Source organism: Pseudomonas sp. 3JA, from assembly GCF_036961705.1.
In the GTDB taxonomy this organism is placed as follows: domain Bacteria; phylum Pseudomonadota; class Gammaproteobacteria; order Pseudomonadales; family Pseudomonadaceae; genus Aquipseudomonas; species Aquipseudomonas fluorescens_Q.
This window is the reverse complement of record NZ_JBAMDJ010000026.1, coordinates 32,934-45,456: the sequence shown is the minus strand read 5'-3', so window position 1 is coordinate 45,456 and position 12,523 is coordinate 32,934. Positions and strand designations below refer to the sequence as shown.

Annotated in this window: 10 protein-coding genes; 2 read left to right on the top strand and 8 right to left on the bottom strand. The window is 60.5% G+C overall.

Features of this window, described 5'->3' with window-relative positions; translation table 11 throughout:
- Nucleotides 1–43: 43 nt before the first annotated feature.
- Both V7773_RS19935 and V7773_RS19930 read right to left on the bottom strand, forming a co-directional pair.
- Complete coding sequence (locus tag V7773_RS19935; protein ID WP_336074670.1) at nucleotides 44–1,654, bottom strand: ATP-binding protein; 1,611 nt, start codon at nucleotides 1,652–1,654, stop codon at nucleotides 44–46.
- A complete protein-coding gene (locus tag V7773_RS19930; protein ID WP_336074668.1) occupies nucleotides 1,651–2,373 on the bottom strand; it encodes a response regulator in 723 nt (240 codons plus the stop codon). Before V7773_RS19930 ends, V7773_RS19935 begins: the two co-directional genes overlap by 4 nt.
- Nucleotides 2,374–3,260: 887 nt before the next feature.
- On the opposite strand from V7773_RS19930, the gene V7773_RS19925 reads away from it, so the two are divergent.
- On the top strand, nucleotides 3,261–6,152 hold the full coding sequence (locus tag V7773_RS19925; protein WP_063324733.1) for a ribonucleoside-diphosphate reductase subunit alpha: 2,892 nt from the start codon (nucleotides 3,261–3,263) through the stop codon (nucleotides 6,150–6,152).
- Between the two features lie 361 nt (nucleotides 6,153–6,513).
- On the opposite strand, the gene flgE is transcribed toward V7773_RS19925, so the two are convergent.
- The 6 genes from flgE to V7773_RS19895 form a co-directional block, all read right to left on the bottom strand.
- On the bottom strand, nucleotides 6,514–7,830 hold the full coding sequence (gene flgE, locus V7773_RS19920; RefSeq protein ID WP_336074665.1) for a flagellar hook protein FlgE: 1,317 nt from the start codon (nucleotides 7,828–7,830) through the stop codon (nucleotides 6,514–6,516).
- 28 nt (nucleotides 7,831–7,858) lie between these two features.
- Nucleotides 7,859–8,581, bottom strand: coding sequence for a flagellar hook assembly protein FlgD (flgD, locus tag V7773_RS19915; RefSeq protein WP_336074664.1), 723 nt, complete (start codon nucleotides 8,579–8,581; stop codon nucleotides 7,859–7,861).
- A 15-nt stretch (nucleotides 8,582–8,596) separates the two neighbouring features.
- Complete coding sequence (gene flgC / locus V7773_RS19910; RefSeq protein ID WP_003204730.1) at nucleotides 8,597–9,040, bottom strand: flagellar basal body rod protein FlgC; 444 nt, start codon at nucleotides 9,038–9,040, stop codon at nucleotides 8,597–8,599.
- A gap of 3 nt (nucleotides 9,041–9,043) precedes the next feature.
- A complete protein-coding gene (gene flgB, locus V7773_RS19905; RefSeq protein WP_072346448.1) occupies nucleotides 9,044–9,451 on the bottom strand; it encodes a flagellar basal body rod protein FlgB in 408 nt (135 codons plus the stop codon).
- A gap of 359 nt (nucleotides 9,452–9,810) precedes the next feature.
- Nucleotides 9,811–10,638 (bottom strand): protein-glutamate O-methyltransferase CheR, encoded by an 828-nt coding sequence (gene cheR, locus V7773_RS19900; protein WP_063324730.1) that lies wholly within the window; start codon nucleotides 10,636–10,638, stop codon nucleotides 9,811–9,813.
- A gap of 57 nt (nucleotides 10,639–10,695) precedes the next feature.
- Complete coding sequence (locus V7773_RS19895; protein WP_058544891.1) at nucleotides 10,696–11,622, bottom strand: chemotaxis protein CheV; 927 nt, start codon at nucleotides 11,620–11,622, stop codon at nucleotides 10,696–10,698.
- Nucleotides 11,623–11,700: 78 nt separating this feature from the next.
- Between V7773_RS19895 and flgA the strand changes: the two genes are divergently transcribed.
- Nucleotides 11,701–12,465, top strand: coding sequence for a flagellar basal body P-ring formation chaperone FlgA (gene flgA / locus V7773_RS19890; RefSeq protein ID WP_336074660.1), 765 nt, complete (start codon nucleotides 11,701–11,703; stop codon nucleotides 12,463–12,465).
- The last annotated feature ends 58 nt before the right edge of the window (nucleotides 12,466–12,523 follow it).

Sequence of the window (12,523 nt, the reverse complement as noted above, 5' to 3'; positions counted from 1 at the left end):
AGCGAGCTTGCTCGCGATGAGGCCAGTACAGGCAGCCCTTCTATCAAGACCTGTCCTGATGCCTCGGCCAACTCAAACTGAAGCACGCCCCGCCCAGGCTCTTGCTCTTGCCGATCAACGCCCGACCGTCATGCCAGTGGATGATCCGCCGCACGATCGACAGCCCCAGCCCATGGCCGCCCGACGCCCGGGCGCGGCTGTCATCCAGGCGCAGGAAGGGCTTGAAGATCCGCTCCCATGCCGCCTCCGGCACACCAGGCCCGTCGTCCTCCACATCCACCCGACAGCGCAACTGGCCCACCTGATAGCTGACGGTGACCCGGGAACTGGCGTGACGCATGGCGTTGCCCACCAGGTTCTGCAGGGCCCGATGCAGAAAGCGTGGCTCGGCCTCGACCCAGGCGCCGTCGCAATCGACGGCCGACAGGCATAGACCGCGCTCGACCGTAATCCCGGCCCGCAACGGCCCCAATTCATCGATCACTTGATTGACCAGCGCATCCAGGTCCACCCGCTGGAAGTTAAGGGCCGGTGAACCCTGTTCCAGTCGCGCATAGGTGAGCATTTCGTCCACCAGCCGATCCAGGTCTTCGATGTCGTGGTCCATACCCGCCAGGTATTTGTCCCGGGCCTGGGGCGTGGTGGCGCTGCCGAGCATTTCCAGGCCGAAGCGCAGGCGCGCCACCGGGGTACGCAATTCGTGGGACACCGCCCGCACCAGCTCGCGCTGGATGGCCAACAATTGCTGCAAGTGCTCGGCCATGCCGTTGAACGCAGCGGCCAACCGCCCCACCGAGTCGGCACCTCGGGCCGGTACCCGGGTTTCCAGGCTGCCCTGGGCGATCTGGGTGGCGGCCGACTCCAGGCCGCGCAAGCGCCGCTCCAACTGGCGCACCAACAGGTAGACGATCAAGCCGATCAGGCTCAAGCCCAGCGCCGCGATCAGCACCAGCCATTGCGGCGGATAAGGGTTCATCTGGTACAGCGGACCAATCTCCAGCACCCACGGCGTGCCGACCATGCCGGCGAAGACCCGGATGGAGTCGCCGCCCTTGCCCAACGCCATCACCGTATCGCCCTCGGACACACGACGGCGCTGGTCTTCATCCATGTCCGCCTGCTCGGCGGTCATGAGTCGCAGATCGAAACCAAAACCTTTTTCCTGCGCCAGTTGCGCCAGCCGCTTGGGTTGTTCGGCCACCGGGGAACGCACCAGCTCGTCGGCCAACAGATAGATGGTCGCGCGGGCCAGTTGTTCGCTGATCTGCTGGACTTCCCCCACCAACATCAGTTGCTCGCCATCGCTGACCAGCCGATAGACTTTGGCCGCATGGGGTCCGGTCTGCTCCACCAAGGCCTGGCCACGCAGTACGCGGGTGCGCTGGCCGAGGTCGAGGTCGGTCTGGGCAAAGGTCTGCAATGCCAGGGGAATGCCCAGCAGGCGCTCCCATACCAGCAACGCCCGCCGCCGCTCGGTGTCGTCCATCGGCCGCAGGTTGTCGGCCATCAACGAAAACGTACCGTGGGCCAGGCGCTCGCGGTATTGCTCGCTGCGGGTCTGGTTGAGCAGGTGCAGGGCCAGTACGCCGAGGACCGCCACCAGCACCAGTGCAGCACACATGCCGCCATAAATACGCAGGAAAATCGAGTTCACGGTGCCGGGTCTACGCAGGCTTCAGGAACGAACAGGTAGCCTTTGCTGCGAATGGTCTTGATCAGCCGTGGATGGTCCGGGTCGTCGCCGATCTTGGGGCGGATACGCGAAATGCGCACGTCGATGGAACGGTCCTGGCCGTCATAACCGATGCCGCGCAAAGCGGTGAAGATTTCTTCCCGGGACAGGATGCGCCCGGCATTGGACACCAGCAGCCACAGCAGGTCGAATTCGGCGCTGGTCAGCTCGATACCGTTGCCCTGCAACCAGGCTTCGCGCAGGGCGTCGTCGACCACCAGCGGGCCGAATTGCAGGCGTCGCTGCTTCTGCGCGACGCTCGGCTCCGGTTCGCTGCGCCGCAGCAGGGCCTGGATACGCGCCAAGAGCAAACGCGGGCGAACCGGCTTGCAGACATAATCATCGGCGCCCAGGTCCAGGCCCTGGATCTGATCGGTGTCGTCGGTGCGGGCGGTGAGCATCAGGATCGGCCCATCATAATGCCCGCGCACCTTGCGACAGATGCTCAGGCCGTCTTCGCCGGGCAGCATCAGGTCGAGGACCACCAGGTCCGGCTGCTCGGCAATGATCCGCGCCGCCGCCACCGCGCCGTCGCCTTCGATGGCGACACGCAACCCGTTGCTTTCGAGGTACTCCCGGGTCAGCTCGGCCAGACGCTGGTCATCCTCGACGATCAATACCTGCCAGGCTTCTTGTTCCACGGGGGCCTCGTCTTGCTGTGAATATAAAAGGAAGGATGGCCACAATCCTGTGGCGAGGGGATTTATCCCCGCTGGGCTGCGTAGCAGCCCCAAAAAATGCTCACTGTTGTAGTCAGGCAGAATGCAGGGGCCGCTTCGCGACCCAACGGGGATAAATCCCCTCGCCACAAGTAGCCGCTCACCCCGGGCATTCGAATGCAGCCCCCCTCTTTTTGTCATATCAAAGGAGGATAAACATGCCAGCACACCGACCGATTGTATAAACGTCGCCCCCCTAGAAAACAAGCGGACAAATGCGTTCGGTCGAAGCAGGTTTTATGTGGTAACGTCCGCGCCCGCAAAAAACCATCGGGCAGTTTTCAGACCGTTGAAACCGATGAAAAAAGGTCCACTCCAGCTAGGTCGCGGCCTACAGAGCAGTTCCACGTTTCGCACACAAATTACGCACAGGCTTATCCACAGGTAGCACGTTGCATACCCCCCAAAAACGCATTATCTTGTAGCCCGCCGCGCAAAAAACCCTACATGTAGGGTTTCAGGCCAAAAACCAAACACAAGTCGGGCAGAGAATTCAAGCGCTTTTCTTGCTTCTGTCCAACTGAAACACCGTATTTCCCCAAGCCCAGACCGCCCCTGCGGATGGCAACTGTTTCCAGGTCGAAAACGACCGAAACGGTACGGGTGTTGCAGTCAATTGCTGCCACCCCGGCAACCCGGTTTCGAGCCTCGCTCGCAACCTGAGAACTTCGGATGGAAGCGGCATTAAACGCCTGCTTCCTACTGTCCCGAAGTTGTTATGCCCGGCGCCAGTCGGTTGTAGTGCTTCAGGACGGAACGGTGGGCACCGTGATGGTGCCCAAACAAACATAGAGAACGTGGAGACACCCATGCACACCGACACAACTCGCGAGAACCCGCAGGGCACCGCGCCGCTGGCCGCCGATTCGAACCCGGATCTGTCCGCCACCGCGCCGGGCCAACTGCGTGTGATCAAGCGTAACGGCACTGTCGTTCCTTACACCGATGACAAGATCACCGTCGCCATCACCAAAGCGTTTCTCGCAGTTGAAGGTGGCACCGCTGCCGCTTCGTCGCGAATCCACGACACTGTGGCCCGCCTGACCGAACAGGTCACCGCGACCTTCAAGCGTCGCATGCCCTCAGGCGGCACCATCCACATCGAAGAAATCCAGGACCAGGTCGAACTGGCCCTGATGCGTGCCGGCGAGCAGAAAGTGGCGCGCGACTACGTGATCTACCGTGACTCCCGCGCCAAGGAACGTGCCACCCGCTCCCCAGCCGACGCACCGGTCCAGGCCCACCCTTCGATCCGCATCGCCCGCGCCGACGGCAGCCTGGCGCCACTGGACATGGGTCGCCTGAACACCATCGTCACCGAGGCCTGCGAAGGCCTGGAAGAAGTCGATGGCGACCTGATCCAGCGCGAAACCCTGAAGAACCTCTATGACGGCGTTGCACTCAAGGACGTCAACACGGCCCTGGTGATGACCGCCCGGACCCTGGTGGAGCGCGAGCCGAACTACTCCTTCGTGACCGCCCGCCTGCTGATGGACACCCTGCGTGCCGAAGGCCTGAGCTTCCTGGAAGTCGCCGAGAGCGCGACCCACCACGAAATGGTCGACCTGTACGCCAAGGCGCTGCCAGCCTATGTTGCCAAGGGTATCGAGTTCGAATTGCTGAACCCGGTCCTGGCCGAATTCGATCTGGAAAAACTCGGCAAGGCGATCAACCACGAGCGCGACCAGCAGTTCACCTACCTGGGCCTGCAAACCCTGTATGACCGTTACTTCATCCACAAGGATGGCGTGCGTTTCGAACTGCCGCAGATCTTCTTCATGCGCGTGGCCATGGGCCTGGCCATCGAAGAGAAGCAGCGCGAAGACCGTGCGATCGAGTTCTACAACCTGCTGTCGTCCTTCGACTACATGGCGTCGACCCCGACCCTGTTCAACGCCGGCACCCTGCGTCCACAGCTGTCGAGCTGCTACCTGACCACCGTTCCGGACGACCTGTCGGGCATCTACGGTGCCATCCACGACAACGCCATGCTGTCGAAATTCGCCGGTGGCCTGGGCAACGACTGGACCCCAGTTCGCGCATTGGGCTCGTACATCAAGGGCACCAACGGCAAATCCCAGGGCGTCGTGCCGTTCCTCAAAGTGGTCAACGACACCGCCGTTGCGGTCAACCAGGGCGGCAAGCGCAAGGGCGCGGTCTGTGCCTACCTGGAAACCTGGCACATGGACATCGAAGAGTTCATCGAGCTGCGCAAGAACACCGGTGATGACCGTCGTCGTACCCACGACATGAACACCGCCAACTGGATCCCTGACCTGTTCATGAAGCGCGTCTTCGATGACGGCAAGTGGACCCTGTTCTCGCCGTCCGAAGTACCGGACCTGCACGACCTGACCGGCAAGGCTTTCGAAGAGCGCTACGAGTACTACGAAGCCCTGACCGAGTACAACAAGATCAAGCTGTTCAAAGTCGTCCAGGCCAAAGACCTGTGGCGCAAGATGCTGTCGATGCTGTTCGAAACCGGCCACCCATGGCTGACCTTCAAGGACCCGTGCAACCTGCGCAGCCCGCAGCAGCACGTGGGCGTGGTCCACAGCTCGAACCTGTGCACCGAGATCACCCTGAACACCAACAAGGATGAGATCGCGGTCTGCAACCTGGGCTCGATCAACCTGCCGAACCACATCGTCGACGGCAAGCTGGACACCGCCAAGCTGCAACGCACCGTGAACACTGCCGTGCGCATGCTCGACAACGTGATCGACATCAACTACTACTCGGTGCCACAGGCGAAGAACTCCAACTTCAAGCACCGTCCGGTCGGCCTGGGCATCATGGGCTTCCAGGACGCGCTGTACCTGCAGCACATCCCGTACGGTTCCGATGCCGCGGTCGAATTCGCCGACAAGTCCATGGAAGCGGTCAGCTACTACGCGATCCAGGCTTCCTGCGACCTGGCCGACGAGCGTGGCGCCTACGAGACGTTCCAGGGTTCGCTGTGGTCCCAGGGCATTCTGCCGCTGGACTCGCAACAGATCCTGATCGCCCAGCGCGGCCAGAAGTACATCGACGTTGACCTGAACGAATCCCTGGACTGGGCACCGGTTCGCGCCCGTGTGCAGAAAGGCATCCGTAACTCCAACATCATGGCCATCGCACCGACCGCCACCATCGCCAACATCACCGGCGTGTCGCAGTCGATCGAACCGACCTACCAGAACCTGTATGTGAAATCGAACCTGTCGGGCGAGTTCACCGTGATCAACCCGTACCTGGTTCGCGACCTCAAGGCCCGCGGCCTCTGGGACTCGGTCATGATCAACGATCTGAAGTACTACGACGGTTCGGTGCAGCAGATCGAACGCATCCCGCAAGAGCTCAAAGCGCTCTACGCCACGGCGTTCGAAGTGGACACCAAGTGGATCGTCGACGCCGCCAGCCGTCGCCAGAAGTGGATCGACCAGGCTCAATCGCTGAACCTGTACATCGCCGGCGCTTCGGGCAAGAAGCTGGACGTGACCTACCGCATGGCTTGGTACCGTGGTCTGAAAACCACTTACTACCTCCGTGCCCTGGCCGCGACCAGCACCGAGAAGTCGACCATCAACACCGGCAAGCTGAACGCTGTTTCCAGCGGCGGCAACCACGGTGACGATTCGGTCCTGGCGGCTCCAGCAGGCCCTGCGCCAGTGCCAAAGGCCTGCGCGATCGACGAGCCGGATTGCGAAGCTTGCCAATAAGCTGAGTGGGTGGGCGTGTAAAGGCGCAGACTGAAGAAGCCCCCGATAGACCGCTGGTTTATCGGGGGTTTTCTTTTGCCTTGGAAACGACGTCGCCTGGGCTGCCCTTATCCATATTCAGGGTGACATTCATTGTGGCGAGGGGATTTATCCCCGCTGGGGCGCGGAGCGGCCCTGAATGCCAGCGACCCGGTGGATCAGGCAGGTCGTATTGACTGCTTGTGGAGGGGCTGCTGCGCAGCCCAGCGGGGATAAATCCCCTCGCCACAAAGGGAAACCTGGCATGAGGACGGACTCTAGCACGCATGAAAAAGCCCCTCTTGCGAGGGGCTCTTTGTACCGCGTCAAGCAACCATCGACATCAGGCCATCTGAATGATGGTCTGCATGATGGTGCTCTGGGTGGAGATGGTCTTGGCGTTCGCCTGGTAGTTGCTCTGGGCCTTGATCAGCTCGACCAGTTCGTTGGTCAGGTTGACGTTGGACTCTTCCAGCGAGTTGGAGACGATCGAACCCAGGGTGCCGGTTTGTGGAGCGTCGTAGCCCGGGATGCCCGAGGCGAAGGTTTCCTTCCAGCTGGTGCCGCCTACTGGTTGCAGGCCTTGCTCGTTGGTGAAACTGGCGAGCGCGAGCTGGCCGATCGGCTTGGTCTGGTTGTTGCTGAAGTTGGCCAACAGTACACCGCTGCCGTCGATGGTCAGGTTGGTGATCTGGCCCGTGGCGTAACCGTTCTGGGTCGGGATCGACCGTGCGGTGTCGGCATTGAACTGGGTGGTGTTGCCCATGGAGATCGTGATGGTCGGCGCGCTGGCGGCACCGTTGGCGGTCCACACACCGTTGGTCACCGTACCGGGAATCCAGCCAGTCAGTACCAGATCGTTGTTGATGGTTGGCGTAGTGGCAGGTGGCACGGGCGGCGTGCTGACCTGAGTCAGCCTGCCGCTCGAATCAAAGCTCATGGTCGACGGAATGGGCGCGTTCGCACCTGTCGTGGTCGGCGCGGTGCCATTGAGGTTACGACCATCGATCAAGGTATAGACATTCCAGGTGTTGCCGGAAGTCTTGACCATGTACTGGTCCATTGAATGCTGGTTGCCCTGGGTGTCGTAGACCGGGGTGGTGAATTGCTTGGTGAACGTGGCCGTGTCGGCCGGATTGAACGCAGCGGTGATCGGCGTGGCCGTCGAGTTCAAGTTGATCGTCGAGGACACCAGGCTGGTGGCAGTCGGCGGCAGGTTCGAGGTGTCGATGCGCAGGTCGGTCAGGATACCGTTCTGGATCTTGCCGTTGGCATCCACGCCATAGCCCTGCAGGCGCGCAGTACCATCGCTGTTGGTGATGAAACCTTCCTTGTCGGTCTTGAACGTACCGGCACGGGTATAGCTCAGGGAACCGTCATTGCTCAGGACAAAGAAGCCCTGGCCCTGGATACCCATGTCCAGCACGTTACCGGTATTGTTCACGTCACCCTGGCCGAACTGTTGGGAAACGTTGGCCAGGCGCACGCCGTTGCCGACGGTCTTGCTGCCCGAGCCCAGCTTGGTGGCCGAGTAGACGTCTTCGAATTCCGCGCGGGACGATTTGAAACCGGTGGTCGCCACGTTGGCGATGTTGTTGCCGGTCACGTCCAGCTGTTTGTTGGCTGCATAGAGACCGCTAAGGCCGATGTTAAAAGACATGTTGACTCCTTTTGCCGGTTAGTCGGCTCTACATACCAATAGTTTGTACTTTGGACAGGGCAATGCTGCCCAGCCCGGCCAGGTTGAGCATCAGCTCACCGCCCGTCTGGCTGATCGTCACGCTGCTGACCGTAGCCGGCAGGTTGGTGATCAACGACGTGGCCTTGCCGTCGATGGTGGTCGAGGCCGCGAAGGTGTAAGTGCCCGATTCAACGACCGTGCCCGCATCGTTCTTGCCGTCCCAGATGAACGCGGAATTGCCGGCGTTCTGGCTGCCCAAGTCGATGGTGCGAACGGTCTTGCCGTCCTTGTCCACGATCTTGACCGCGACGGAGGACACCGAGGTTGGCACCACCACCGTGCCGTTGAGGCTCTTGGAGGTATCGACCACAGCCTTGTCGCCTGGAGCAATGACCGAGCGGCCCACCAGCGACGAAGCCTGCAAGGCCTGGGACGAGTTGTAGTTGCCGGCGATGCCGCTGACGGTCTCGTTGAGGGTGGTGATGCCTTCCAGGCTGCTGAACTGCGCCAATTGGGCCACGAACTCACCGTTGTCCTGGGGCTCCAGCGGGTTCTGGTTCTTCAGCTGGGTAACGAGCAGTTGCAGGAACGCATCCTTGCCCAGTTCCTTATTGCCGGTCGCCGCACCTGTCATTGCCCCGAGGGTATCGGAGGTGTTGTTGGTCTTGACCGAGGAATTGGCCAGAATCTCGTTCAGGCTCAAACCGCTGGTAGTGTTGGTAACGCTCATGTGACTCGCCCCTTATCACTGACCGAGGGTCAGGACCTTCTGCATCATGGTTTTGGCGGTGTTCATCATTTCGGCGTTGGTCTGGAACGAACGACTGGCGGAAATCATGTCGGCCATTTCTTCGACAACGTTGACGTTCGGGTAGTAGACATAACCCTTGGCATCAGCGGCCGGATGGTTCGGCTCATAACGGGCTTCGAGGTTGCTCTGGTCTTCGACCACGCCAAGCACCTGTACGCCCTGCCCGGCCGCGTCCTGCTCCTGGAACAGCGAGTCGCTGCCGCCGGACTGGCCGCCCTGGAACATGGTGGCGAATACCGGGTGGCGGGCGCGGTAGGTCTGGTCGATGCTCGACGAAACGGTCTCGGCGTTGGCGATGTTACTGGCGACGGTGTTCAGGCGAGTGGTCTGGGCACTCATGGCACTGCCGGCAATGTTGAATACGCTAGCAATCGACATGGCTTACTCTCCACGCAGGGCCGATACCAGCCCTTTGAATTTGCTGTTGAGCAGGGTGAAGCTGGCCTGGAAGTTCACGGAGTTTTCCGCGTAGTTGGACTGTTCCAGTTGAGCGTCCACGGTGTTCTGGTCGATCGACGGCTGCATCGGCGTGCGATACATCAACGACTCGTCGCCATTACCCAGGCCTTCGGCTTCGATATGACGGCTGTTGGTCATGTTCAAGGCGAAGTGGCCGTTCTTGGCCTTCTCGTTCTGCTCGGCGAGCACTTTGGAAAAGTCCAGGTCCCGAGCCTTGTAGTTCGGGGTATCGGCGTTGGCGATGTTGTTGGCCAGGACTTCGGCACGCTGGGCGCGAAAGCTCAGGGCCTGTTCGTGGATACCGAGCGCTTTATCGAAGCTGATGCTCATGTCGGAAACCTTTGGGTGACCAGAATGTACGTGCGATGAACTTAGCAAGCGGCGTGCCACTTTGGAAAAGCCCATAAACCGGGGCTTTGCGGGCACCGGCAAAGCGGCAATGCCAGAAAAGCGGCAACTGGCTTCCGCAAGCTGCCGCTTTTCTGCCGCTTTCATCCAGGCAACAGAGATTAAAAATGTGGGAGCGAGCTTGCTCGCGATAGCGGTGCGTCAGTCAACATTGATGCCGCTGCCATACCGCTATCGCGAGCAAGCTCGCTCCCATAGAGATAATGGTGATAGGGAGGAATTAGCGGTCATAAAAAAACGGGAGCCCGTGGGGACTCCCGTTTTTTGACAACCCAAGCCAATCACTTCGCCTGATAAATGATCCCCGGGCTGCACTGGACCATCTGGTAATGATCCGGCAAACCGTTCAACGCCTCGGAGGCGCCGAGGAACAGGTAGCCGCCCGGCTTGAGCGTGCCGTGGATGCGCAGCAGGATGTCTTTCTTCACTTCGGCGGAGAAGTAGATCAGTACGTTGCGGCAGAACACGATGTCGAACTTGCCCAGGCTGGCATAGCTGTCCAGCAGGTTGAACGAGCGGAACTCCACCCGGCTCTTGATCGGCGCCTTGACCACCCACTTGCCCGGCCCTTTCGGGTCGAAGTAGCGTTGCAGGCGGTCCGGCGACAAACCACGGCCGATGGCCAGGCTGTCGTACTCGCCAGTCTTGCAGTTATTGAGCATGGTCCCGGACAGGTCGGTGGCGACGATCTGCACGCCGCCTTTCAACTGGCCGAGGTTGGAGCGTTCGAACTCATCGATGGACATCGACAGCGAATAGGGTTCCTGCCCCGACGAACAGGCCGCCGACCAGATCCGCAGGCGCTGGCCCGGGCTGGCCTTGATGGCGGCTGGCAGTACTTTGTTCTTCAACACCTCGAACGGATAGGTGTCGCGAAACCACAGGGTTTCGTTGGTGGTCATGGCGTCCACCACCATCTCGCGCAAGCCGCTGCGCGGTTGGGTCTGGATACGCTGCACAAGCTCGCCCAATGACTTGAGGCCCTGTTGCTCCATCAATTTATTGAGACGGCTCGACACCAGGTATTGCTTGTTTTCACCAAGCAAGATGCCACAGGCTTTTTCCAGGAAGACCCGGAACTGTTCGAAATCCAAATTACCCGTAGACAAGATACCGCCTCTTTCATCGTGTTGACTTGCCGGGCGCACAACGCGCCCGACCTTTACTTATTCTGCTGCCTTGATCCGATCGACCACCCGGGATGCCAGGTCATCGGGACGGAATTTCGCCAGGAAATCGTCGGCGCCGACCTTCTTGACCATCGCCTGGTTGAAAACCCCGGACAACGAAGTATGCAAGATGATGTGCAGCTTTTGCATGCGCGGATCGCTGCGGATTTCCGAGGTCAGGGTGTACCCGTCCATCTCCGGCATTTCAATGTCGGAGATCATCATCAGGAACTCTTCCTCAGGCTTCTTGCCCTCGTCGACCAGCTTGCGCAGGTAATCCAGCGCCTGTCGCCCGTCGTTCAACGCCACCACCTCGACGCCAACCGTTTGCAGACAACGGGTCACCTGCTTGCGGGCCACCGAAGAGTCATCGACGGTCAACACCCGCAGCGAAATCGCCTTGTGCTGGGTTTCGGCATCCACCACCCCCACGGAGATCGCTTCCGGCGTGGGCGCTACTTCGGCGAGGATTTTTTCCACGTCGATGATTTCCACCAACTGGTTATCGACCCGGGTCACTGCCGTGAGGTAGTGATCGCGGCCGGTCCCCTTGGGCGGTGGATGGATCTCTTCCCAGTTCATGTTGACGATGCGCTCCACCGAGCGGACCAGGAACCCCTGGGTCTTGGTGTTGTACTCGGTGATGATCACAAACGGATTGCTCTGGTCCAGCAGCCGACCGGAACCGGTCGCCATCGCCAGGTCGAGAATCGGGATGGTCGCTCCCCGAATATTGGCCACACCGCACACGACGGGGCTGGACTTGGGCATCAGGGTCAGCTTGGGGCATTGCAGCACCTCGCGGACCTTGAATACGTTGATCCCATACATTTGTTGGCCGTCGAGACGGAACAACAACAGCTCCAGGCGATTCTGACCGACCAGCTGAGTGCGCTGGTTCACCGAATCCATTACTCCCGCCATGCCCTGACTCCTACCTAACGCTAATGTGTCCGACGCGCATTCATCACTAAACGGCACGGGGCTTGCTATTGAACCGGCATGAACGCACAAACGACATTTTCTCGACGCCTGACCTCTCACTGCCGCCACTGGCTCGGTGCACTGCTGGCTGTCTGCCTGTTCACTTCGGGCGGTCCTGCCCTTGCTGCTGTTCCGGTTACCTTGCCTGATCTCCTTATCGGCGTCACTCAGGGCTTTCTTGAATTCACCGTAGAAGACTATCTGGCTACCAGTCAAACCGAAGGTCGCTACGAAATCGAAGTCAACCAACTCGACCCGCGCCTGCGCATGCCAATGTGCGACAAGGAATTGACTGCTTCGCTGGAGAGTCCCGCTCGCCCTCTGGGCCGCGTCACGGTGAAGGTTCGTTGCGACAGCGCCGCGCCCTGGACGGTGTTCGTGCCCGCTCAAGTGCGCCTGTTCCGCGAGATTGTCACCACCACCCGTCCGCTCAAGCGGGCCGGAATTGTCGAGCCTCAGGACGTAATGTTGCGTGAACGGGACATCAGCCAGATCACCCAGGGCTTCCTGACCTCCGTCGATCAGGCCATCGGGCAGAAACTTGTCCGACCAATGGTCGCCGATCAGGTCGTGACGCTGGTGCACCTGGAGCAGGCCGAAGTGGTCCGCAAGGGCGACCAGGTGGTCATCACCGCCCGCAGCGGCTCCCTGGCCGTGCGGATGCCCGGCGAAGCCCTGTCCAACGGCGGCATGCGTGAACAGATACGGGTAAAAAACCTCAATTCCCAGCGCGTCATCAAGGCGCAAGTGATGGCTCCAGGCCAAGTGGAAGTGGCGATGTAATGACCCGGTAGAGGAGGTAGAAAGCTGGCGCTTGATCCCGGTGTTCCCTAGACTGTGC